This is a genomic window from Thiomicrorhabdus sp. (assembly GCF_041583835.1).
Classification (GTDB): domain Bacteria; phylum Pseudomonadota; class Gammaproteobacteria; order Thiomicrospirales; family Thiomicrospiraceae; genus Thiomicrorhabdus.
The window spans coordinates 18,449-41,863 of record NZ_JBFHFC010000023.1; the positions used below are offsets into that span (position 1 = coordinate 18,449).

Sequence of the window (23,415 nt, forward strand, 5' to 3'; positions counted from 1 at the left end):
GATATAAGTAACGTCGATTTTACGGCGGAGTTATTTTTATTGAATTAGTTCGCTGTAGCCGTCTTGGTAAGTCGGATATTTAAAGTCATACCCCGTCGCTCTGATTTTTGCGTTGGATAGTCGTTTGTTGCTACGCATCAAGCGGCTGTTTTCTGTTGGTTCGATATGCTCGATATGTCCTACGCTAAGTTGTTCTGCAAGCCATTCGTAAACTTCGCATGATGGGGTCGGTTGGTCGTCGACACCGATGTATAGCGAATCGACCAGTTTGGGGTCTTGTTCGTTCAGGTTCAGTAAGTGTGCAAGTATGCCGACACAATCAGCCGAATGGATGCGGTTACTGTAAACATCCTCCATACAGTGTGCCTTGCCTTGTTGAATTAAATCGATCAAGTGGGTGCGTCCCGGTCCGTAAATGCCGCCGAATCGAACGACGGTACTGGCAAAGTGAGAGTTGTTTATCAATTCTTCGCCTTCAAGAAGTCGTTTGGTCGAGAAGTTATTGCCGGATGTCGGGCTTTCTTCCGTGACCTTTTCTCCTTCGTCTTGTCCGAATACCGAGGAACTTGATATAAAGAAAATACGCTTGATGTTTTGGCCTTCCAACGCTTTAAGTGTGTGTTTTACGCCGGAAACGTAGGCTTGGTAGTAAGCGACGTCTTTGTGTTTCCCTGCGGATGCCGAATAAAAGACATAATCCAGGTTTTCCGGTAAGTCATTGAGTGGGTGGGCGATGTCGGCTTCGATGGGTTGAATTCCGTCAGGTAGGAGATCGGTGTGTCGACGTATGCCGTATACCGTGTGGCCTTGTTGAATTAAGGTTAGGCCTAGCTCACAGCCGATGCCGCCACAACCTACAATCAGAATATTCGCCATTATGTTTTTCCTCAGTTGCTTTTTGGCATAGTATGCCTAAAAAGAGCCAAACAAAGAAGATGCGATAGTTAAAAAAATTGATAAATTTTGAATGGGTATTGAAGATTGTTTCATAGGGCTTTATTGGGAAGTCTGAAATGAAAAAAGCCGCTTAGAAGCGGCTTTTTTGTTTGAACCCAAAATCTTGATCAGATTAGAAGTTCATACGTAGAGATAATGTGTACCCAATTTGTGAGTGGGTAACTTTATGAGATGAGAAAGCTGGATCCGCTTGTTGTGAAAGGAAACCGGTGTTAACGGTTTTCTCAACTTCTGGTGCGTATACAACCGCAGCATCAAGTGCCATGTTCTTAGTTAGCTTATATCCGCCACCAGCTGTGATGTGGCTTTCAACAATACCTGGGAAGAAATGGTTGTTAAACATGTTGATTGTTTGGTTGTTTGGTGACGTGTCAGATAGTTTCTCAATTGGGTCAGAACCAAAGTTATAACCTGCACCTAACCAGTAGCCTTGGCCGGTGTATTTAGCACCAATTCCAAAGACGTTCTGATCTTTCCAGTTGAAGTCTTTATAACCAGCAGCGTCGCCCCATTTGATTTGTTTGGCATCAGCGGTCAGCATCCAGCTTCCTGTGGTATAAGCAGCACCAACTTTGATTTCTGCAGGTTGTTCAAGTTTGTCACCGAATGGAGCGTCAAGTGCGCCCATTCCGTAAAATGGCATTGATGCACCAGAAATCTGATCTTTATATTCCATAGAGATTGCAGACTGGTAAGCAACCGCTAGAGTCAACTCTTTAGTGACATCAAAGTAACCACCAAGGTTAAATCCAAACCCGATGTCTGTTGACATGCCATTACCAACGTTCATGTCCGTTTGATCACTAGTAGAGCCGTTAGCGTTAGTGTCCATTTTGTAGTTGATGTCAAGAGCACCATACTGGATTACAGGAGCGAAACCGAAACCGAAATTGGTATCGTTATAAGCTAAAGAAGGAGCGAATTTCATGATCTGAAGATTGCTGTAGCCGTTGAATAGAGCATCAGTGTCGCGGTAGTCAACACCCATACCTGCAGAGCCGAAAATACCAAGTCCGAATGTCCAGTTATCGTTGATACGAGTTGATAAAGAAACCTCAGGAATGATGTTCATGTCATTATCACTGGTTTGTGATTGTGCTGGTTGTCCACCAGTAACAACGTCAGAAGTAGCTTTTACATTAGGCTTGAAAATGGTTCCGCCAATAGTGAATTCTGTGCCTTGAGATTTACCTAGAAGAGCAGGGTTAGTTAATGCGTTCTCAGAGCCGAAGAAAGCCGCAGTACCAGTACCACCTAATGCACGCGCATGTGCACCAAGGCCGATTAGTACATCACCGTTTGTTGCAAAAACAGGTGTTGAAATCATAGCTGATGTTGCAATGGCCAAAGCCAGTTTGGTTTTTTTCATGAGTTGTATCTCTCTCTTTGTCGTTGTTTGGGTATTAGCAGATTAGATTCTGCTTATTAATTTCGTGAGTAACTATGCCCTAAATTTTGGGGGTTAGATAATCAAAAGATTTTTCCTTGGTATTAGTATGATTGATTAACCTTATGCGTAATAAGGACACCTAATGGGCCGATAACTTAAGCTTAGAATAATATTCTTTAAATAATTGATTTTTAAGTAAAAAAGTTTGGTTTGAAATTGTTTTTTTAGAGGTCGGTCAGATTTTAATTTTGACTGGAGTGATTAAAAAAATAATTTTTTTGTTTTATTTTTTTTGAAAAATGGATGGGTGAATTTGCTATATCAATAAGGTGGAGAGCTGAAGTTAATTTTTTATGGTTAGATAATTAATGGGTATAAAAAAACCGCGGGCAATCAAATGGTCGCGCGCGGTTTTCTTAGTTTCAAAATGAACAGGGTGACTGTTCATTTTGAATTCAGGTTTAAGGCTGCTGGGATTAGAATTCGCCAGACTTACCTTTTTGTAACATTTCCCAGATGGTGTCACGAACCTGCATGGTTGCTTCTTGCAACTCAGGAGGCATCTTTTTACCCATCTTGATCGCCATGTCCATGTTCATTGAATAGATGTGTAGACCATCTTCTTCTTCAATGATGTTTACACGACATGGAAGGAATCCACCCATTGCAGGAGAGAAGTCAACCATTTTACGAGCTGTTTCAGGGTTACAGAAAGACATAACGTGAATGGTTTTTGACTCAATGCCACGCGCTTTCAATTCTTCAGAAAGTGGAAGCTCACCTACGTTCTTAAGGTTGCGGTTAGTTCCTACCGAGTTGATCGCATCAATAACGTCTTCTAGAGAAACGCCGTCATTAACTTTTACTTCCCACATGGTAGCGTCTGCGATGTCACCTTCAGAATCTACCCATTTGTCCCAAACTTGCATGAATGTTTCACCGGCACCATCGTTCAAGTTGCCGATTGCATTCATAGTTCCACAACCAGATAGGGTTGAGACTGCTGCCGCTAGTAACGCTGCTTTAATTGCATGAGTGAATTTCATTATATTTGTACTCCGTGTTGTCTATGTGTTGAGTATTCAACTTATGTTCGGCAGCTAGATTACCCCCATCGTAATTAAAATGAAATACTAATTTTTTTGTTGATTAATAACTTTTTCTTATTAAAAGATTCTAATACTCTTATATAAATAAGGTTAATGGGGTGTGAAGCCTAGGCTGATTAAGCGTTGCGTGAGTATTTCATTGGAATTAGTGTGGAATTTATGGTGTCTCCATTCACGATAAATGGGGAAATTTCGACGATAGAATTCGTATTTTTCGTAAAGTTTTTTCATATCCGTACTGCGTATTGCAATGTCGTCATTACGAGGATTGTGTGTTGATTTAAGGATTTTGTAGAGGGTGCTTTGAAATGTCCCCTGCGGATCGACGGTCAATATGTCCGGTTCGGCAGGTAGTTGGGTTTGCCATTGTGTCTGAGGTTCCACTCCCCAAAATTTGCATAATTTCTGATAGACCATTTCACCGCCGGCGATTTTAGCGTCAAGCGAGTGTCCTGCAATATGGGGAGTAGCAATATAAGCGGTTTGATACAGTTCGGGATCAATGAAAGGTTCGTTCTCCCAACAATCAATAATATTGGCTAGGGTAGGGGTTTTAATCCAAGCCTTTTCGTCGATTATTCCGCCTCTAGCGGCATTGACCAGGATTTGGTCGGGCTGTATATGTTTCAGTTTTTCCGCAGAAAGTAAGTGATAGGTTGGATATTCACCTTCTTTTGTTAATGGCGTGTGGAAAGTGATTATGTCTGCCTTGAGGCAATCGTCCAAATCAACATAAATATTTTTGAGTTCCGGTAATCTGTCCACTTTTGGCGGGTCATTGAGTAGGCATTTAATGCCGAGCGCGTTGGCTTTTTCATAGACGAGGCTGCCTACATGACCGACTCCGACGATGCCGAGGGTCTTGTCTTTAAGTTCGAAACCTTTATCTTCGGCCACTTCCAGTAAACAGGTAATAATGTATTCGGCAACCGAGTTGGCATTGCAGCCTTGAGCCGAATAAAATTCAATGCCGCGTTTTTTTAAATAGTTTTGGTCTACATGGTCAAGGCCAACTACCGTACTGCCTACAAATGACACTTGACTGTGTTCAAGCAATTCTTCGTTCACTTGGGTGCGCGAACGAACGACGATCGCGTCGGCTTGTTTGACTGCGTCGGCATCGATGTCACGACCTGGCAAGCAAATGATATGGCCTAGGTGCTGGAACATAGTTTCTGCATAGGGTACGGCATCGTCGATTACGATGGTTTTCTGTTGAGGCATTGGAGATTACTCGGTTAATAAATACGCTTATTATAAGGTATCATGTTTTTAGCGAAAAAAATTGGGGCAAGAATGCGTTCAAAGAGTCAAAAAATACTGGTCGAAGGCGAAGTCGGCCCTATCGAAATTCGATTGTCTGATGCCGGTCAAAATGATGAAGCCGGGCATAAGCCAAAATTAATTGTGATCAGTCACCCGCATCCTCAATTTGGCGGGACGATGGATAATAAAGTGGTTACGACCATCGAGCGGGCGTTCCAAGGCCTGGGTTACAGTACGGTTGTTTATAATTTTCGTGGTGTCGGCCAAAGTGCAGGTGAATATGATGGCGGATATGGTGAGCAGCGTGATTTAAAAGCGGTGGTGCACTGGGCGCGTCAGACTTTGTCGTATGAAGGGTTGGTTCTGGGGGGATTTTCTTTCGGCAGTTATGTTGCGTTATCCGCTTTGCCGGAAGTGCAGGCCGAGAGCCTGTTTGTCGTGGCGCCGCCGGTAGGCTTGTACGACTTTTCTAAAATCGCCGAGGTCGAGATCCCTTGGCAGGTCATCGTCGGCTTAAGTGATGAAGTTGTGGATGTTGGCGAGATGTTGGATTGGGTGTTTTCCAGACAGAACCAGCCGAGCGTATATTGTCGTGCTAATGCCAGCCATTTTTTGCACGGGCAGTTGGTCTGGTTGAAAAAAATCATATTGTCTGAATATTAGCGTTTACTTATATGCTTGTTTGTCTATAATATAAGCAAATTCTTATATGTTAATAAACTTGTGTTATAAGTTGAAACTCGATAAGGTTAATTCGCCTCATGAATTGTAAAGAATGATTGGCCGAATTTAGGCGCCTATATTGAGATGTGAAGGGATGTTTGAGGCATCCTTTTTTTACTTGTATCGGAAAGTGTTAATTTTTGTTTTAGATCGGTTTAAATAAAGTTAAGTGGAAGGTTGTACATGGCGAACGGAGTCATTATGGAGCAATTCAGTAAAAACGGATTGAAATTAAAAGGCCTAGCGTTAGCTATTTCCTTGTCTTTATCATGGAGTGTTGAAGCTGAAACGCTTGAATTCAAAAGTTGCGTGGAAAAGACATTAAGTCAGAACCCTGAAATGTCCGTTAGCGCATCCCGTATCCAGCAGGCAAAATCTGCACTTAAAGAGGCTACAAACAGTCGTTTGCCTCAGATTACCGCTTCGTTTACCGCATCTAATTCGGATAATCCGTTAAATGTATTCGGTATGAAATTGCAGCAACGCCAAGCAGCTTTGGCGGATTTTGGCTTTGATAGTGCAACGGCTTCGGCTTTTGGTTCCGGGGATTTTGCATATCAGCCTAAAGCTTTGAATTACCCTGATGCCCATACCGATTTCAATACCCGCCTGGAAATGTTGATTCCCGTTTATAACGGCGGAAGAATCAGCGCTTATCAGGAGCAGGCCAAAGCGATGATTAAGGCGGCCGAGCACGGCGATGTCGCAGTGAAACAATTTCTGACTTTTAATGTCTATCAAGCTTACGAAGCGGTTCATACCGCACGTGCCTACATTGATGTTGCCGAAAAGGCCGTGTTGGCTTCGGATTCCTATGTAAAAACCACCAGCAATCTGGTTGACGAGGGAATCTTGGTGCGTTCCGAATTACTCAGTGCCAAGGTGAATCAGTCCAATGCGCGTATGGCTTTGGAAAAAGCGAAAAACTCCGAAAAGGTGGCTTTGGAAAGTTTGAAAATGCTGATGGCATTGGAGCCGAAGGCTGAAATTGATGTGGGTCATCGCGTTGATGTCGCCATCCCGGTTGATAATGTGGAAGATTTGATTGCGATGGCATTGGCCAGTAATCCCGAATTGGAAGCAAAACGCAATGAAGTGAATTCAAGTTTTGCCGCAGTTGGCGCATCGAAAGCGGGTTTGTATCCTAGTTTTAACTTGATGGCGCGTCAGGATTGGAATGACGATCAAGTCGGGTTTGATAACAGCTCATATACCGTAGCCGGTGTCGTATCTTGGAAGATTACCGATTTTGGCGTCACCTCGAGCGGAGTCGATAAGGCGAATGCGGCCGCGAAGATGAAAGAGTCCGAATTGCGCTCTAGAGAGAACCAGTTACGTCTTGAGGTTATTAAGGCCTGGCATGCTTTGGATATTGACAAGAAACAGGTGCATGTTAACCAGCTGGCTGCGCAGCAAGCCGAAGAAGCTCAACGTTTAATTTTGAAGCGATATAAAAACGGTGTGGCGACGATTACTGAAGTATTAGCCGGGCAGGCTTTGTTGGATAAAGCGCGTGCCGAGGTGGTGGCTGCCACTTATGATCGAAATATTCAGGCGGCTAGATTGCGTTTGAATACCGGTACGATGAGTCTTTCTCAATTGTAAATCCATATTAGCTAGACAGTTTGGTTTGCCACATAAAAGTGGACTTAAAAGAATTTAATTATTGTATTGAGGTTGAAAATGAAGCGGTTACAAAAAGTATTGACGTTAGGTACGTTGATTTCGGCAATTGCGCTGACGGGATGCTCCCAGGATGAGGGGCACACGATTGAGGCGGAAAAACAGCAGGTAATCAAGGCGACGATCGGCACGGTAGAATTGGGTACGGTGCCGATGACGGCTGTCGTGCCGGGTGCGGTTGTTTCGGATCAAAGAGCGCAGATTTCTTCGCGATTGATCGGCTATATTAAAGACCTTAACGTAAAGGCCGGTCAAACCGTTAAGCGCGGCCAGCTTCTTTTCCGCATCGATTCAACGGATGTACAAAGTCAGATCAATCAGGCGCAAGCCGCTTATCAGCAGGCTAAAGCCGCGCTGACAGACGCCAAGTTGGATTACGATCGCTTCACTAAACTTTATAAGGATGACTCTGTTTCTAAACAGCAGTACGACAAAATTACGCTTCAATACAGTGTTGCCCAGGAGAATCTTGCCGCGGCGAAGTCGGGCTTGGATCAGGCTAAAGCTCAATTGTCGTATGCCGACGTTCGTGCGCCGTTCAGTGGTGTTGTGGTCGAAAAACTGGCGGATGCCGGTGCATTAGCCTCGCCCGGCCAGCCAATCGTTGTGATTGAAAATCTGGAAAGTGTGAGTGTCCAAACCGAAGTAGCCGAGGATCTGTTTGCCGTTTTGAGAAATGGCGATGAAGCGACGGTGGTGATCGATGCTCAGCCTAAGCCTTTGATTGGAACTATTTATACTTTGGTCAGTGCTGCAAATCCGAAAACGCGTACGCATACGGTTAAATTGAGTTTGCCTGCCGTCGGTAACATTAATAGTGGTACGTTTGCGCGTGTGAGCTTCAAACGCGGCGAGCGTCAAACGATTATGATTCCAAGTTCGGCTGTGCTTGATCGTGCCGGAATTTCCGGGGTATTTGTTGTGAAGGACGGAAAGGCGACGTTCGCGATGGTCCGAGTCGGCATGTCGGCGAACGGTATGACGGAAATCCAGGCCGGTTTGGGTCTGGGCGAGCATATTGTCATCGATAATAACCAAAGCATGCTGAACGGCGATTTGGTTGAGCCAGTTAAGCCGGAAAGTGAAGGAGCTTAATCAGTATGGCCGAAACACAGAATACGTCTAAGGCGGATTTGAATATCGCCGGTAAACTGGCAAAGGCGTTTATTCATTCCAAGATCACAATGATGATCATGATCGCCATTACGCTTGCGGGCATGATGGCGTATTTGATTACGCCTCGTGAATACAATCCACAAATCGTCGTTCCGGCAGCAAATATCATTGTTCCGAAGGGCGGGGCAACGCCGGAAGAAGTCTCCAATATGGCGGTCAAGCCGTTGGAAGCGATTATGAACGCCTTGCCGGGCGTGGATCATACCTTTGGTTATGCAACCAACGATTTTGGTGTGGTCACGGTTCAGTTCGAGGTGGGTGAGAATCAGGTGGACAGTTTGGTTAAAGTCTATAACCAGCTTATGCAGAATATGGATAAGATGCCGCCGGATACTCAGCAACCGTTGATTAAGCCGATTAACGTCGATGATGTGCCGATTCTGACTTTGGCCGTTACGTCCAGTGAATTGCCGGGCGTGGCTTTACGTGATTTGTCGTTGAAGCTCGTCGAGCATCTGCGTAACGTACCGGGTGTTTCTTTCACGGAAGTGGTCGGCGGCGACCGCCGTGCGGTAAATGTCTGGTTGGATGCACAGAAAATCGCCTTGACCGGACTGACGCTGGAGCAAATCAGTAAAATGCTGCAGGGCAGTAACGTCTCTTTGCCGGTTGGTTCTTTAGTCAATAACAATAAAAACCAACTGGTTCGTGTGAACGGTTATTTAGGCAATGCAAAGGAAGTCGGCGACATCATTATCGGTGCCGATATGGGGCGTCCGATTTATTTGCGTGATATTGCTACGATTGAAGACGGTCCGGAAGAAGCCGATTCCTATACCCGTATCGGATTCGGTCCTCACGGACACCATGGCGTCCGCGGCGAGCAGACTTCCGTTACCATTACGATCGCTAAAAAACCGGGAACCAACGCGGTTGAAGTGGCTAATGCCGTCTTGGAAAAAATGGACTTCCTCAAGAAAGCGGTGGTGCCGGCTAACGTCGATGTTATCGTCACCCGTAACGACGGGGATAAAGCCAATGCAGCCGTTAATTTGTTGATGGAGCATTTGGCTATTGCCGTTGGCTCGGTCATTGTGATTTTGGTTCTTTTCTTAGGTTGGCGAGAAGCCGGTATCGTGACGCTGACGGTTCCGCTGATTCTGTTTGTGGTGCTTTTCGTGGGAATGATCGCCGATCAAACCATTAACCGAATCACGTTGTTTGCTCTGATTCTGTCACTGGGGTTGTTGGTCGATGCCGCCATCGTGGTGATCGAGAACATTCATCGGCATATCCACGAAGGGTTTGATCCCGAGAAGTTCGATGAACTGATGATTAAGGCAACGAACGAGATCGGGAATCCGACCAACGTTGCGACGCTGGCGGTTATTCTTGCCTTCATTCCGATGCTGTTCGTCACCGGGATGATGGGGCCGTTTATGGCACCGATTCCATTCAATGTTCCGGTTGCGATGATCGCTTCGTTGGTCGTGGCCTATATTCTTGTGCCGTATGCGGCGTATCGCTGGTTGGGCAAAAAAGCCATCAAAGAGATGCAGGAGCGCGAAAGTCTTCAAGCTCATCATGTTCATGAAGAAGACTGGATGCAAAAATTGTACGTGAAGATTATCACGCCGATGATTCAAAGCCGTACCAAACGAAACGTATTCTTGTTTGTGGTTTTGATGGCGTTGTTTGCGGCGATGGTTCAGCCTGCATTGCAATTTATGCGCGACGACGGCATGAATAATCCGTTGCATCCCGCCGGTGTGGAAGTGAAGATGTTGCCTTATGACAATACCAGCACGTTCCTGGTTCAAATCGATATGCCGGAAGATTCCGCTCTGGAGGCGACGGATCGAGTCGTGCGCCATGTCGGTGCTGAAATCGCCAAAACAATTCATGTAACGGATTACAGCATTTATCTTGGTAAGCCGGCACCGATCGATTTTGCCGCTTTGGTTCGTGGCGATTTGATTAAGCAAGGTCCTAACTTTGCACAGATTCGCGTGAATTTGGTCAACAAGCACCACCGTGACGAATCTTCGCACGATATCGCGATTATGCTGGATGAAAAGCTGGATGAAATTCGTAAGAGCTTCCCGGAAGCGAATATTAAAATTTACGAAACCCCTCCTGGGCCACCTGTTACCACGCAGATCATGGCTGAGTTATATGGGCCGGATTACGATAAGCTTCGTGCGGCTGCGTCTGAAATCGATGAAAAGTTTGCCGGTATCTATGGCATGGTTAATGTCGACGATTCGGTGACGTCCGATGTGCGCAGTTACGAAATTAATATCGACCGTGAGCAGGCGAATTTGCTGGGTGTCGCACCTGCGCAAGTGGCTAAGATGTTGAGGGATTACATTAATGGTTACGAGTTGGGTTATATGCACTTGGATAATGTCCGCGAGTCGGTCAATATTCTGGTGCGTTTACCTAAGTCCGAACGTACGGTTGCCGAGCAGTTACTGTCGTTGCGTGTACAGGCACGCTCCGGCGAGGCAGTGCCTTTGTCCGCAGTCGCAAGCATTGAAGAGACAACATACGCTAAGCCGATTATGGATCGTGATCAGCATCAGATGGTCATGGTTGGTGGCGAGTTGTTGCGTTCAAGTCCGGTCTACGCGGTATTGTCGCTGGATAAAATGTTGGATGGCGTCACGTTGCCTGATTCCGGCGTGACTTTCCATACTGCGAACCTGGGCTTTGTGACCGCTCAGCCGGATGATGTGATGGACTACACCTTATTATGGGGTGGAGAAATGCGTCTTACACTGGATGTGTTCCGAGATATGGGGAGTGCTTTCATTGTTGCCTTGATCTTTATTTATTTGATATTGGTCGGTTACTACCGTTCGTTCATGATGCCGGTGATTGTAATGGGAGCGATTCCGTTAACCATGATCGGGGTTTTCCCAGGGCACTGGTTGACGGGACAGGCCTTTACCGCCACGTCGATGATCGGGGTAATTGCACTTGCCGGGATCGTCGTCAGAAACTCCTTGCTGTTGATCGACTTTATTTTGGAATACCGTAAGGAAGGCCAGTCGTTGAAAGATGCCGTCATTGAGGCCGGTAAGGTACGCTTCCGTCCGATCTTGTTGACGGCGTTGGCCATCATGTTCGGGTCGATGATTATGATTACCGATCCGGTCTTCGGCGGCTTGGCGGTATCCTTAATTTTCGGAACCTTGTCATCAACGGTTCTGACTTTGCTGGTAATTCCGCTGTTATATTACATTTGGCAGTGGCACGGAGGTGTGAAACAGCAGGAAGCGTTGGAAGCGCAGGCCCGTCAATAAAACAGCTATTTAATTATTAATGTTCAAACACGCCTCGTTGAAGTGATTCAGCGGGGCGTTTTTGCTTTTAAGCTGACCGATTATTTGAGGCAAATGTCTTATGGACGAATGTCTTAAATGCTCCTTATAAGCTTAAAACTAGGGATTTTAAAGGTGTTTTTTGTAAAAACGATTGTTAGAATGTAGTTTCTAATATCCAAATACAAAAGATGATCTTACTCTGGATGTTGGACGAATACTAAACTTGAATAAGGAGCAGGTATGATGGTTAGAAAATTAAAAAGAGTTGTGGCAATTCTTGGGCTTGGTGCCATGGTTAGTGCACCGGTTATGGCTGAAGAGCCGATGACGGTGAATGTTTCCCGTCTTTCTATGGATGTAGCGAACACGATCGCTGTCAACACCATTAATGCATGCCGTGAGAAAGGAATTCCTGTCAGTGTGACGGTGGTTGACCGTAATGGTATTGTTCAGGCGCAGTTAAGAGATACGATTGCTCCGCCGGTTTCATTGGGTATTAGTAAGAAGAAAGCTTATACCGCTGTGATGTTTAACGTTAAAGGTTCTCAGCTTGGCGATCGTGCCAACAGCCCTTTGCAAAGCATGGGTGAAGGGTTGGCATTCATGGCCGGTTCTACGCCTATTCAGGCAGGCGGCAAGTTGTATGGCGCAGTGGGTGTAAGTGGTGCTCCGGATGGTAAAGATGATGAAGCTTGTGCGGTTGCGGGAGTGGAATCGGTCCAGGATGATTTAGAAATGCAGTAATGCGATTTCCGTCGTCGATTTATTTAAAAAGCCAGCAATTTTGCTGGCTTTTTTTGTTTTTAAGCGCCTTATGGGCCTATAAATATTAGAAAGTAATAATATTAGAATATAACTATATATCAATAACTTATGTCCATAGAAAAAAAATAATGTCCTTAAATAACAGCCACTTAACCGCTTATTAAATACGTCTATTTAACCCTACAAAAAATACTTATTAAGCAATCAAAAGATTTGTTTATAAAACCTCATAAATTTTATTGAAGTTCAAAATCGATTCTTATTAAATGGCCTCCACCGGAAACGGCCTTTTAGAAAAAATGAGGAATTGGATATGTTGAATGAAGCAAAAGTATTAGAAATGGTTAAAGCGAAACAAGTCAAAAAGCAAAAAGGCGCTTCGATGATCGAATATGCATTGGTCATTGCGGTTGTTATCGCTATCGGTACGGCATTCTTTACCGGAACAACGACAGGTGTCGGCGGGTTCATTAACGACAAGTTAACTGCAGCCGGAATTACAGCCGCTTAATGATGTTAGCTTTAAACAGGCAGCGTGGGGCCGTGATGTTGGAAACGGCCTATGTTTTGCCGATTATGCTGGGTGTGATTCTGTTTGTGGTAGAGGCGGTTGCTTATGCGATGAACAGTTTCGCGGCCAATGATGTACTGACCGATGTTCATAGTGCCATTTTGGTAGAGGTATCGGAAGTCAGTAACTTAGCGGCAGGGGCTACACCCGATCCGAGTATTAAGTACGTTGAGTGCGGGTCGACAGGGAAAGTGGCGCTTAAATCCACGGCAGGTGCGGAGCTGACAACTTTTATCAAACAGTCTTTAGAGACGAAAGGCGTAACGTTTGATGCAAGCCAGCCGATTGCTGCAACGGTCACAAACAGTACGATTTCAGGTTTTGAAGTCTATGTGATTAATTTTAAGGCGACAGCCAATTCTCTAGTATTGCCAAGCGTATTAGAGGCGATGCTTCCAATGAGCGTCGATACGATTATCAGCATTAAAGACAGCTGTCACTAAATTCTTTGCGATGAACCTTGTGGATCATCGAAATCCTAATTTAAGAGTGGTTTATGAAAATTCAACGCAGTGATTTCATCCTGTATGGCGTTGCGCTTTTGTCTGCCGTTTTGGCGGTAGGCTTGGTATACGGTTATGTGGAAAACCGGGTTGCCGAAGCGGAAAGCAAGACCGAAGTCAAAACGGTAACCGTGATCGAAAAGCCGGAATTGCGTTCGGTGGTCGTCGCTAACCGTGATTTATACCGGGGCGAAAAGATCGAGCTCGATGATATTAAAGTGTTGATGGTGCCAACCGAAGGGGTGATTGCGAAAGGTGTGGTGACGCAACCGGATGCCGTGGTCGGGCACATAGCCAAACAGCATATTTTTGCAGGCGAGTGGTTGATCGATCAGAAGGTCGGTGTGCAACAGGAAGCGGAAAACAGTGTGGAGGCTTTGTTGGAAAAAGGGATGCGTGCGATTCGTATTCCGGTTTCGGCAGAGAGCGGTTTGTTGGGTATGTTGAACCCGAACGATCACGTCGATGTAATCAGTGTGTTTGAAAGCGCGGACGGCAAGCGCATGATCAGCCGTACTATTTTGCAGAATATCGAAGTGTTATCCATCGGACAGACGAATCGAATGGGACAAATGAAGCAGGAAGAAGTTCAGGAGGCGAATAAAAACCGCCAGGGCGAGGCTTTCGTTAAAGCATCGATGGTTGCCCTGAATGTGAATACGCAACAGGCGGAACAAGTCGCACTGGCTATGAACGTCGGAGCGATTCATTTGGCTTTGAGAGGACCTTCTGATGTCGGCTTGGTTGAAACGGACGGTGTGAATGTCAAAGTCATGGAACGCGGAAAACAGCGTCCGCCAAAATTTAAACCTAAGCAAAAACGTGAAGTGATTCAAATTATGCAAGGCGATAGTGTTCAAGAGGTGATTACGCAATGAGTTTGATTTCGAACTGGATTAAAAAGACCGCATTAATAACAAGCCTTGGGTTGATTGTTTTACCGCTTGACGTTCATGCCAAACTGGACAAGGAATATAACCTGACCGAAACCGATAGCCGAATTATCAAGTTCGAGCAACCGTTAAAGCGCGCTCTGATTGCCAATCCCGATTTGGCTGCGGTTAAGGTTTTGAATAATAAAGAGTTATTGCTGACCGGGAAAGGCGCGGGGCGCACGCAATTGATCGTGACCTATCGAGATACCCCGAATGTCGATCACCAGGTGGTATTGAATGTGGCACCCGACCAGTCGCGTCGCGAGGAGATCGAGTCGACTTTGACCAAGTTGCTTCAAGAATTGAATCCGCAGGGAACGGTCAAATTTGAATTAAAAAACATTTGGGTGAGTTCGGAAAGCGCGGTGCGCCGGGAAGTGGATCAGATCGGAAACAAGATTGATGACGACGCCACTTTGCAGGCGCTTAAGCGTAAAGACAAAAGCATTTTGCAGTCGGAAGAGTCGGCCGGTAGCTTGAGCATCCAGCCGTTGGCTGGAAACTACATGGTTCTACTCAGCGGTGAGGTACCGAATAAGGCTCAGAAAAAACGCATTCATTCGGTCATTTCGGCATTGGGACTGAGTGTGGTCAATATGGTTAAGGTGAACGGTCCTCAACAGGTCAAGTTATCGGTGCGCGTCGCCGAAGTAGTTAAAGGGAATCCGTTTAGAAGCGGTGCATCAATTCTGGATCGTCGTGATCGCTTTAATTTGGTGTCGGCCGGAGTGCTTGGATCGACTATGGATTTCCTACTGGATTTGGATTCCAACTTGTCTAAGGCGACTTTACCGGTTGCGCATCAGGATGCATTTCAAATCGGTATCCAGCCGAGTGGTGGAAACTTATTCGGCGTTTTATCGATTTTGGAGGGCAATAAACTGGCAAGGGTATTGGCTAAGCCGGAATTGATCGTGCAGTCGGGCGAAACGGCAGACTTCCTTGTCGGTGGAGAAGTACCGATTCCTACCGCTCAAAACCAAGATACGATTACCGTTACCTACAAAGAGTTTGGTGTACGGTTGCGTTTTAGTCCGGTTATTACGGAATCCGGCGATATTCAAATGACGGTGGCACCGGAAATCAGCAATATCGACGAAAGTGCCGGAGCGCAGACAGGGAGCATCGTGGTGCCGGGATTCCGCTCGCGTAGAGCGAATACGACAATTACATTGGCTCCGGGACAAAGTTTTGTGATTGGTGGGTTGATTCAAGATACGCTGCGTTCATCGGTTTCAAAGGTGCCTTTTCTAGGCGATATTCCGATCATTGGTTCATTGTTCCGTTCGACCAGCTATGAAAAAGATCAATCGGAATTGGCGATACTGGTAACGCCGACCTTTGTTGAGCCGATTGAAAAAGGAACAAAAGTCACCTTGCCGGGGGAACGATTGGATCGCCCAAGTGCCGCTGACGGATTTTTTATGGGGAAAGTCGCCGAATTACTGCCGGAAGGAGAGAGCGTTTTACCGGAACTTTCCGTTAAGATCGGATTGGAGAAACCATAATATGAGCCAATCACTGCCTACCAATTCAATAGCCCTGAAACAGGCCCTTTATTTCGGCGCGGACGAAGACCTGAAAGAGGCGGTCAGAGTCTCGGTCATGTCTAAATATATTTTAGAGACGATGGAAGAAATTCCTCATATCTGGCCGGAAGACATCAGTTTGGTATTGCTTGAATACCATGGTAATTCGGAAGAGATTTTAGAAAAAACCAACCAGATTTTGACTCTGGCGAAAGGTGTTTCCGTCTATATTCTGCTAAAGGAAAAGGATGTCGATTTCATTATCGAGGCGAACCATCAAGGGGTGCAAGGTTTTATCGAATGTCCTAACGAAGTATTCAGCATTCTTTCGATTTTGCACATGCAAGATCGCCGCCGCCAGGGTAAAAACGGTAATGTCTCCTCTATGTTCAGCCTGAAAGGCGGAGTGGGCTGTACCGCTTTGGCCACTAATTTGGCGTCGCATCTGAACGATTTGACCGAAGGGAAAACCGTTCTGGTCGATTTGAATATGCCATTGGGGGACACCTCTTTGTATCTGAATATGGAAGGTCAGCGCTTGTACTCTTTGACCGACTTTGTCTATAACCTGAATCGCTTTGACGAGAAGTTGATTTATAAATCCTTAAGTCGTCATGAATCCGGACTTTATGTGCTTTCGTTACCTAGCGAAGTCAGTGAGCTGGATAATCTGAACGGCGAATTGATTAAGACCATCATTCAATCGCTGCGCCGTTATTACGATCACGTCATTATCGACTGTGCCAGCGACCTGTCCGATATGACATTGAGTTGCCTGGACGAATCCGACAATATCGTTTTGGTGGCTGAGCCTTCGTTATCGTCTTTCAGAGCGGTTAATACCGCAATTCAATTGACCCAGAAACTGGGGTATTTAAAAGATTCCGTTAAGTTGGTCGTCAACCGCAGTACCAGTCAGGACGACGAACTGCTTGAAGAAGTAATCGACGCTTTTGATGTCAGTACGGTTGCACGTGTTGCAAACGACTATTTGGGCTTTAACGAATCGTTGAAAGAAGGCCGTCTGCTTAAAGATTATAAGCCGGAGTCGATCGTGAATAAGCAGTTGCTCAATATCGCCAATATGTTGCATAACGGCAGTTTGAAACTGGAGGTTGAACAGAAAGCCGTTAAGTCTAATGCCGTGAAGGGCGTGTTTGGCGGTTGGTTGTCGGCTTATCGAAAAAAGTTCAAATCAAAAGGTAAAGGCGTTTCGAAAAAAAGATCCTCCACGTTGAACGATAAGCAGGTTGTGGTGTCTTAAATGAGTATTCGAGACCGTCTACGGCAAGTTGAGCAGCAACGTCAGGTTGCTGCCGATTTAGGTGAGAAGAAACCCTCTGAAGGTTCCGGCATTGGTTCGGCGGCTCGCAGTGCGATGAACGACGTCAATATGGCGCAAAATTCTTCTTTTCTTGAAATCAAACGTCGATGCCAGAAAAAAGCGGCGGAAGAAGATGCTTTTTATCAGGCGGACAGTAAGGAAACCCGCCAGGAACTTAAACCCAGATTGGAGTTGTTGGTACGTGAGATTGCTGCGGATATGGGGTACCCGTTGTCCGACATCGAAGTACGCCAACTGGGGGTCGAGTTACTGGATGAGATTTACGGTTTGGGGCCGATCGAGCCTTTGTTGGCCGATCCGACGATTTCCGATATTTTAATTAACGGCTATAACCAGATTTACGTCGAGCGCGGCGGTCAATTGGAGTTAAGCGATGTCAGCTTCATTAGTGAAGAGCACTTGCGCAACAAAGTCGATCGAATGCTCTACACCACCGGGCGCCGTGTGGATGAATCCTCGCCGTTGGTTGATGCTCGTCTTCCCGACGGCTCGCGTATCAATATCATTATTCCTCCTTTGGCGGTCGACGGTATCAGCGTTTCGATCCGCCGTTTTCCCGAACAGCATCTACGTCCCAAAGATTTGATCGCTTTCGGTTCCATGACCGAGCAGATGTTCCAATTTTTGGATTATGCGGTAAAAGCCGGTTTGAATATCCTGGTTTGCGGTGGTACCGGTTCCGGTAAGACGACGACCTTAAATATGCTTTCCGGGCTGATTCCCGAAAACGAACGAACCGTTACCATTGAGGACAGCGCCGAGTTGAGAATGCAGCAGGCTCATGTGGTGCGTTTGGAGACCCGCCCGCCGAATGCGGAAGGCGTGGGTGAAGTTTCTCAGCGAGAGTTGTTGAAAAACGCATTGCGTATGCGCCCTGATCGCATTGTGCTTGGTGAGGTGCGAGGCGGCGAAGTGTTGGATATGTTGCAGGCGATGAATACCGGGCATGACGGCTCTTTGGCGACGCTTCACGCGAATAGCCCGCGCGACAGCATTGCCCGTTTGGAATTGATGATTAACTTGAGTGGGGTGGAAATTCCGGCGGCGTCAATTCGCAAGCAGATCGCCAGTGCGATCGATCTGATTATTTACGTTAATCGCGGTAAGGACGGAAAGCGCCGTGTTGAATCGATCACTGAAGTGGTCGGTATCGAAGAGGACAACGTGGTCTTGCAGGAAATTTTCGTGTTCGAGAATGTCTTGGATAAAACCACCGACAGGATGCGTGGCGTGTTCCGCGCCACCGGGTTACGCCCGGGGTGCGGCAAGAAATGTGAGGCGGTTGGCTATCGTCTTCCTGCGGATCTATTTAACTTTACTCAGGAAGTCGCTTAATGGACGTCGGCTTTGTGATTGTTGCGTTGGCAATCTGTTTGCCGTTTCTGTTATTGGGCTTTGCGTTGACGTTGAAGCGTCAACGGCATAAACAGCAGGAACTTCAGGCTTTGCTGGTTCGAGTCGGGATTAATCGGGCCGAGCAAAAGAGCATTCAAGACCAATTACTGTCGCAGCAGCAAAAGCCCTGGTTTGTGTGGCTAAGCGGTAAATTCAAGCAGGCGGGGATTAACCAAAAAAACGAGATAGTCCGTTTATTAGTGATTCAGGCAGTCTTGCTATTCGTCAGCGCGTTTATTTTTTCGACCCAATACAACGTACTTAACGAAAAGATGGTGTTCGTCAGCATGGTGCTGCCATTGCTTCCTATGTTTTATGTGGCGTTGAAAATTCGCAGAAGACAGCGCGAATTGCGTAAACAGTTTCCGGATATGTTGGACTCGATCGTGCGTTCGTTACATTCCGGTTACGGCATCGACGGCGCTTTGGCGGCGATCGGTGAAGATATGAAAGGGCCGTTGGCGCAGGAGTTGAAAGAAGTGAATAAACAACTGACGCTGGGTATCAGTATGCGGGATATCCTGCGCGAATTTCAGCGCAGAGTGGATTTACCGGAAGCACAGTTTTTTGTCATTACGTTGATTATCCAGAGGGAAACCGGCGGGCAGTTGGCTGCGATTTTGACTGAACTTTCGCGCTTGATGAGACGTCGCGAAAACTTTCAGGCCAAACTCAAAACCTTAACGGCCGAATCGCGTTTTACCGCTTGGTTTATCGGCGGAGCACCGATTCTTTATCTTGGCTACAAATATTTTTTTGATCCCGAATCCATGGATTTCTTTTTGAACGATCCGATGGGTTATAAGTTGTTTCTGCTCTCGATTACTTTAATCGGAACGGGAACGATGATTCTGCGATATATGTTAAAGATGAGGTTTTGAAATTGCTCTCTTTTACGACGCTATTACTGCTGACTTCCGGCCTGGTTTTTTTTAGTACCTGGTTGCTGCTTAACCGGTTATTGCAAGCTCAAAATAAACAAGTTCAGAAAGAACGCCTTAAGGCCAGAGTGGGGCTTGCGAATCATTATGCTAAGCAGAAAGTCGGCAATTCGAACTGTTGGTGGTGCACTTTGGGACGAGCCATCGGATCTAAAAGTGCAAAAGAGATCGCTACGGTGCAACGCCAGTTAATCAGTGCCGGTTTCCGTCATGAACGTTATATCGGAGCTTACTTTTTCATTAAATACGGCGCGGTGCTACTGTCGGCTTTGATTATGGCGCTATTGTGGAGTTGGACGGGGTTTTCCGCCGTTTGGATTCTGGTCGCGCCTACGGCGATGCTCTTGTTGCCGGAGCGAATGTTAATTCATCTGGGACAGAGTCGGCTGAGCAAAATCAGCCAGAACCTTCCGGACTTTTTGGATATGTGCAATATCTGCATGAATGCGGGGTTAAGTTATTTGGTGGCGGTGAAGCGCGTCGCTCAAGAGTTGAAAGAGATTCACCCGGAAATTTGTTACGAGTTCGAATATTTATTGGATCAGATTCAGTTGGGCGTGCCGCGAATCGAAGCGCTTCGCCAGTTTGCGGAACGTAATCCAACGCGCGATATTCAGGGCTTGGTACAGGTGTTGATCCAAAATGAAAAACTGGGAAGTTCGATCGGGGATGCGTTGAGCGAATTTTCGCGAAGAATGTATTTGAACCGGGAGCAGGCGATGGAAGAGAAGGCGGCCAAAACATCGGCCAAGATGGCGATCGTGATCATGCCGTTTTTAATGGTGCCGTATTTGATTTTACTGTTGGGCGAAAAGATGGTCATGTTGGGGAGAGGATTTTAAATGAATATTGATGTGCTGGGTCACCATGATCTGAGTGTGAAGGCTGTGCTTATGGCCGTTCTGTTGGTGTTGTTGTCCGGTTGTTCGCAAATGCCCAAAAAACCGGTTAGTCAAATCGATTACGCCAAGTATTCGCAGCAGGTAAAGCCTTTAGCGACAGAGCTGGGTGAAAAGGAAGAGTATCAGTTCGCGTTGGACTTAGCACGTCTGGAGGTTGATCGAAAGCGCTACCAACGGGCTGAAATGTTGTTGCAGAAGTTACGTAAGGCGGAATCCAAAGACATTCGTCTTTACCGTTTATTAGGGCAGGTTTATGAAGCTCAGAAAAAAAATGATCGGGCTTTGATTGCTTGGCAGGAAGCCAATAAGTTGGCGGATAAAACCTTGGACGACGAATCTGAAATGGCGCGATTGTCCTTGGTCGAGGGTCAATACTCGATTGCGGAAAATGTTTATCAAGGGTGGTTGAAGAAACAGGACGCGACTCTTCACGTCAGTGCATTGAACAACCTGGGATTTAGTGCCTTGTTGCAAAAGCGTTATGTTCAGGCGCAAAACTATTTTGAGCAGGCGTTACAGCAAGACCCGCTAAATGGTAAAGCGTTAAATAATCTGAAATTGGTTAAAACTCTGGTGAATTAAATGAAGCAAAGCGGGTGGTTGTTTAATCGGTTTTTGGAAAAGCAGAAGGGCGCGATTTCGTTATTGGGAGCCGCTTCGATCGTGCTTTCTTTATTCGGGTTTACGGAAGTTTTGGAGTACGGTAACGCCAAGATTTTAGACCGACAACTGGACAACTATGCTCGAACGGTTGCCAGCGTGGCGTTGCGTTCGGAATTAGCCATTACTCAGGATATGGATAGAGGATTGACCGATACGACGGTGACCCAGTTGTTGAATGCAGGGGGGATGGCACTTCCCAATCCGGGCAATCCGGATGCGGCTTTTGATTTGGAAAAGAAAATTACTTTTGGAAATATCGTCGACGGCAAGTTTGTGCCTTTGAACAGTTTTGCAGATAACCCGAAAGCGAGTGACGACTATATCGAATTTAGCGCGGTAGCCGTGGAGTTGTGGAGTACGTCAAAAGGGTATTCCGTAATTCCCGGTCAGGCGCCGATTTTTATTCCGTCGGGCAAAGCGATATACGGTCTGCCCGAAGCCGATATTAACAGCCCCGATATTGCCAACTGCTTTTGCGATAAGCGCTATGAAATGTGTTTGGTTTCGGACATGGCCGGTGTGACGGCAAGCTTTCCAGGCACCGTTGGTACAGTAGGTTCTGTTGCGCGTCAAAATTATTGTGAATACGGTTATGTCGATTCTCATCCCGGAAATGTCAATAAAACCAAGTATCCATCCGTCGTTCTTTCCCCTCAGTGGCTTGGTAAAGATAAGGCCGATGACGGTACCGTGTTAATTGATTTTTCTAACGCAACTCAAAAAGCGAGTTATGAAACGGTCGTTAATCAGGAACCCTTGGAAGTGGTTAGCGGCACCGACCCGTTTTCAGGACAGCAGCAATGGAACTTTTGGATGCTGAGTTGGTTGTTTGGAACCAGCGGTTATTATGCAAAGGATTGGCTTGGTAACGACCTTAAAGAAAATAATAGTTATGTGAGTAGCTATAAGGCTTTTTATGAATTGGATAGTGATGGTTGGAGCTGGACGGCTGATAAGGTCTTTGTTGACGGTTATTTTTATGTAGGTCGAAAGGGGACTTGCGTGACTGGCACCGCGGATTCCGATGTACCGAATATATCGGGCGGTTTAACGGATATCAACAATGTGGCGCAATCAACCAGTGATCCGGAAGTGGTTCGCTGTTTGAGTTATCAGAAGACGGTTGGCACGACCACCACGGAAGTCGCCTGTAATATGTTTAATATGTTAGACATGATGAATCCGGATTGTTGGGACGGAACCAAAACGGTCACGTCCGACGTAACCGGTTACGCCCAACAAAGTTGTATCGACTTTAATAGTAATGAAAAGACCCGGCTTAACTTTTTCCAGTGGATGATGAGCATTTTCTTTGGGCCTTTCACCAGTATTGATACCAGTTACGAGCAGCTTGATTGCAGTGTGCAGAAAATGCGTTATTTCAGTATCAAACTGCCTTTTCTGGGAGGTGGGTTTACTTGGCAGATTTCATAATGCTAAGTACCTGTAGACAATTACCGGACGTATCTATATAATACGCCATTCCTTTTGGAGAGCTGTCTGAGCGGCTGAAGGAGCTCGCCTGGAAAGCGGGTATAGGGTCAAACCTATCGGGGGTTCGAATCCCCCGCTCTCCGCCATGCGGGTATCGTATATTGGCTATTACCTCGGCCTTCCAAGCCGATGAGGGGGGTTCGATTCCCCCTACCCGCTCCAGTTTCTAGGCTCTCTTTGTTGGTTGTTTTATTTGGCCGATAGGGAGGGCCTTTTTGTTATTTGCTCTCATAGCTCAGTAGGTAGAGCGCATCCATGGTAAGGATGAGGTCACCAGTTCGATCCTGGTTGAGAGCTCCATTTTTCATTTAATATAGGCGGGCGTGCCTTTAGAGGTTTGTCGCTGTTTTAACGGAGTTTGCATCATGGCAAAGGAAAAGTTTGAACGTAGTAAGCCGCACGTAAACGTTGGTACGATTGGTCACGTTGACCATGGTAAGACAACTCTTACAGCGGCTCTAACAATCGTACAAGGTAAGAAGTTTGGTGGGGAGTCAAAAGACTATTCCGCTATCGATAACGCACCGGAAGAAAGAGAGCGTGGTATCACGATCTCTACGGCTCACGTAGAATACGAATCAGAAACGCGTCACTACGCGCACGTAGACTGCCCAGGTCACGCCGACTATGTTAAAAACATGATTACCGGTGCCGCTCAAATGGACGGCGCGATCCTAGATTGTTCTGCCGCAGATGGCCCAATGCCACAAACACGTGAGCACATCCTTCTATCTCGTCAGGTAGGTGTACCGTACATCGTAGTATTCCTAAACAAAGCCGACATGGTTGACGACGAAGA

The 23,415-nt window shown here is 46.3% G+C and carries 20 protein-coding genes and 3 tRNA genes; 19 read left to right on the forward strand and 4 right to left on the reverse strand.

Translation table 11 applies throughout. The features are described from left to right. Positions 1-36 precede the first annotated feature (36 nt). From ABY044_RS10240 to ABY044_RS10255, 4 genes are all read right to left on the reverse strand, one after another. Complete coding sequence (locus ABY044_RS10240) at positions 37-876, reverse strand: SDR family oxidoreductase (protein WP_373020431.1); 840 nt, start codon at positions 874-876, stop codon at positions 37-39. Between the two features lie 193 nt (positions 877-1,069). After that, positions 1,070-2,326, reverse strand: a complete 1,257-nt coding sequence (locus tag ABY044_RS10245; RefSeq protein WP_373020432.1) for an OmpP1/FadL family transporter — start codon at positions 2,324-2,326, stop codon at positions 1,070-1,072. A 497-nt stretch (positions 2,327-2,823) separates the two neighbouring features. Further along, positions 2,824-3,321: a DUF302 domain-containing protein gene (locus tag ABY044_RS10250; RefSeq protein ID WP_373020434.1), complete on the reverse strand. Its 498-nt coding sequence runs from the start codon at positions 3,319-3,321 to the stop codon at positions 2,824-2,826. Positions 3,322-3,546: 225 nt separating this feature from the next. Next, positions 3,547-4,680 (reverse strand): 4-phosphoerythronate dehydrogenase, encoded by a 1,134-nt coding sequence (locus tag ABY044_RS10255; RefSeq protein ID WP_373020436.1) that lies wholly within the window; start codon positions 4,678-4,680, stop codon positions 3,547-3,549. A gap of 72 nt (positions 4,681-4,752) precedes the next feature. Here ABY044_RS10255 and ABY044_RS10260 point away from each other — a divergent pair, with 72 nt between their 5' ends. From ABY044_RS10260 to ABY044_RS10350, 19 genes are all read left to right on the forward strand, one after another. Next, on the forward strand, positions 4,753-5,385 hold the full coding sequence (locus tag ABY044_RS10260; RefSeq protein WP_373020438.1) for an alpha/beta hydrolase: 633 nt from the start codon (positions 4,753-4,755) through the stop codon (positions 5,383-5,385). Between the two features lie 243 nt (positions 5,386-5,628). Further along, positions 5,629-7,050 carry a TolC family protein gene (locus ABY044_RS10265; RefSeq protein WP_373020440.1) on the forward strand — a complete coding sequence of 474 codons (1,422 nt, stop codon included), beginning with the start codon at positions 5,629-5,631 and terminating at the stop codon, positions 7,048-7,050. Between the two features lie 78 nt (positions 7,051-7,128). Further along, positions 7,129-8,223, forward strand: coding sequence for an efflux RND transporter periplasmic adaptor subunit (locus ABY044_RS10270; protein ID WP_373020441.1), 1,095 nt, complete (start codon positions 7,129-7,131; stop codon positions 8,221-8,223). A 5-nt stretch (positions 8,224-8,228) separates the two neighbouring features. Continuing rightward, entirely contained in the window at positions 8,229-11,552 is a 3,324-nt protein-coding gene (locus ABY044_RS10275) for an efflux RND transporter permease subunit (RefSeq protein WP_373020442.1), read from the forward strand. Between the two features lie 261 nt (positions 11,553-11,813). Then, on the forward strand, positions 11,814-12,317 hold the full coding sequence (locus ABY044_RS10280; protein WP_373020444.1) for a heme-binding protein: 504 nt from the start codon (positions 11,814-11,816) through the stop codon (positions 12,315-12,317). A gap of 334 nt (positions 12,318-12,651) precedes the next feature. Beyond that, a complete protein-coding gene (locus tag ABY044_RS10285) occupies positions 12,652-12,849 on the forward strand; it encodes a hypothetical protein (protein WP_373020446.1) in 198 nt (65 codons plus the stop codon). Next, complete coding sequence (locus tag ABY044_RS10290; RefSeq protein ID WP_373020448.1) at positions 12,849-13,352, forward strand: hypothetical protein; 504 nt, start codon at positions 12,849-12,851, stop codon at positions 13,350-13,352. The genes ABY044_RS10285 and ABY044_RS10290 overlap by 1 nt, the downstream gene beginning before the upstream one ends. 53 nt (positions 13,353-13,405) lie before the next feature. Continuing rightward, positions 13,406-14,290, forward strand: coding sequence for a Flp pilus assembly protein CpaB (gene cpaB / locus ABY044_RS10295; protein WP_373020450.1), 885 nt, complete (start codon positions 13,406-13,408; stop codon positions 14,288-14,290). Then, on the forward strand, positions 14,287-15,855 hold the full coding sequence (locus ABY044_RS10300; RefSeq protein WP_373020451.1) for a type II and III secretion system protein family protein: 1,569 nt from the start codon (positions 14,287-14,289) through the stop codon (positions 15,853-15,855). Before cpaB ends, ABY044_RS10300 begins: the two co-directional genes overlap by 4 nt. A 1-nt stretch (position 15,856) precedes the next feature. Continuing rightward, positions 15,857-17,140 (forward strand): CpaE family protein, encoded by a 1,284-nt coding sequence (locus tag ABY044_RS10305; RefSeq protein ID WP_373020453.1) that lies wholly within the window; start codon positions 15,857-15,859, stop codon positions 17,138-17,140. Next, entirely contained in the window at positions 17,141-18,556 is a 1,416-nt protein-coding gene (locus ABY044_RS10310; protein ID WP_373020455.1) for a CpaF family protein, read from the forward strand. It abuts the gene before it with no gap. After that, positions 18,556-19,497, forward strand: coding sequence for a type II secretion system F family protein (locus tag ABY044_RS10315; RefSeq protein ID WP_373020457.1), 942 nt, complete (start codon positions 18,556-18,558; stop codon positions 19,495-19,497). Before ABY044_RS10310 ends, ABY044_RS10315 begins: the two co-directional genes overlap by 1 nt. Continuing rightward, positions 19,494-20,399, forward strand: a complete 906-nt coding sequence (locus ABY044_RS10320; protein ID WP_373020459.1) for a type II secretion system F family protein — start codon at positions 19,494-19,496, stop codon at positions 20,397-20,399. Before ABY044_RS10315 ends, ABY044_RS10320 begins: the two co-directional genes overlap by 4 nt. Continuing rightward, complete coding sequence (locus ABY044_RS10325) at positions 20,400-21,041, forward strand: tetratricopeptide repeat protein (RefSeq protein WP_373020460.1); 642 nt, start codon at positions 20,400-20,402, stop codon at positions 21,039-21,041. It begins immediately after the preceding gene. Then, positions 21,042-22,556, forward strand: a complete 1,515-nt coding sequence (locus ABY044_RS10330) for a hypothetical protein (protein ID WP_373020462.1) — start codon at positions 21,042-21,044, stop codon at positions 22,554-22,556. A gap of 56 nt (positions 22,557-22,612) precedes the next feature. Next, a tRNA-Ser gene (locus ABY044_RS10335) sits at positions 22,613-22,702 on the forward strand. Between the two features lies 1 nt (position 22,703). Next, positions 22,704-22,778, forward strand: a tRNA-Gly gene (locus ABY044_RS10340). 62 nt (positions 22,779-22,840) lie between these two features. Then, positions 22,841-22,916: transfer RNA gene (locus ABY044_RS10345), tRNA-Thr, on the forward strand. A 65-nt stretch (positions 22,917-22,981) separates the two neighbouring features. Next, a partial coding sequence (locus ABY044_RS10350; RefSeq protein ID WP_373020463.1) for a GTP-binding protein occupies positions 22,982-23,415 on the forward strand: 434 nt, incomplete at its 3' end.

Excerpts from the sequence above, each read along its gene's own strand:
- ABY044_RS10240 (WP_373020431.1), bottom strand. The coding sequence starts at position 876 with ATGGCGAATATTCTGATTGTAGGTTGTGGCGGCATCGGCTGTGAGCTA.
- ABY044_RS10245 (WP_373020432.1), bottom strand. The coding sequence starts at position 2,326 with ATGAAAAAAACCAAACTGGCTTTGGCCATTGCAACATCAGCTATGATT.
- ABY044_RS10250 (WP_373020434.1), bottom strand. The coding sequence starts at position 3,321 with ATGAATGCAATCGGCAACTTGAACGATGGTGCCGGTGAAACATTCATG.
- ABY044_RS10255 (WP_373020436.1), bottom strand. The coding sequence starts at position 4,680 with ATGCCTCAACAGAAAACCATCGTAATCGACGATGCCGTACCCTATGCA.
- ABY044_RS10260 (WP_373020438.1), top strand. The coding sequence starts at position 4,753 with ATGCGTTCAAAGAGTCAAAAAATACTGGTCGAAGGCGAAGTCGGCCCT.
- ABY044_RS10265 (WP_373020440.1), top strand. The coding sequence starts at position 5,629 with ATGGCGAACGGAGTCATTATGGAGCAATTCAGTAAAAACGGATTGAAA.
- ABY044_RS10270 (WP_373020441.1), top strand. The coding sequence starts at position 7,129 with ATGAAGCGGTTACAAAAAGTATTGACGTTAGGTACGTTGATTTCGGCA.
- ABY044_RS10275 (WP_373020442.1), top strand. The coding sequence starts at position 8,229 with ATGGCCGAAACACAGAATACGTCTAAGGCGGATTTGAATATCGCCGGT.
- ABY044_RS10280 (WP_373020444.1), top strand. The coding sequence starts at position 11,814 with ATGATGGTTAGAAAATTAAAAAGAGTTGTGGCAATTCTTGGGCTTGGT.
- ABY044_RS10285 (WP_373020446.1), top strand. The coding sequence starts at position 12,652 with ATGTTGAATGAAGCAAAAGTATTAGAAATGGTTAAAGCGAAACAAGTC.
- ABY044_RS10290 (WP_373020448.1), top strand. The coding sequence starts at position 12,849 with ATGATGTTAGCTTTAAACAGGCAGCGTGGGGCCGTGATGTTGGAAACG.
- cpaB (WP_373020450.1), top strand. The coding sequence starts at position 13,406 with ATGAAAATTCAACGCAGTGATTTCATCCTGTATGGCGTTGCGCTTTTG.
- ABY044_RS10300 (WP_373020451.1), top strand. The coding sequence starts at position 14,287 with ATGAGTTTGATTTCGAACTGGATTAAAAAGACCGCATTAATAACAAGC.
- ABY044_RS10305 (WP_373020453.1), top strand. The coding sequence starts at position 15,857 with ATGAGCCAATCACTGCCTACCAATTCAATAGCCCTGAAACAGGCCCTT.
- ABY044_RS10310 (WP_373020455.1), top strand. The coding sequence starts at position 17,141 with ATGAGTATTCGAGACCGTCTACGGCAAGTTGAGCAGCAACGTCAGGTT.
- ABY044_RS10315 (WP_373020457.1), top strand. The coding sequence starts at position 18,556 with ATGGACGTCGGCTTTGTGATTGTTGCGTTGGCAATCTGTTTGCCGTTT.
- ABY044_RS10325 (WP_373020460.1), top strand. The coding sequence starts at position 20,400 with ATGAATATTGATGTGCTGGGTCACCATGATCTGAGTGTGAAGGCTGTG.
- ABY044_RS10330 (WP_373020462.1), top strand. The coding sequence starts at position 21,042 with ATGAAGCAAAGCGGGTGGTTGTTTAATCGGTTTTTGGAAAAGCAGAAG.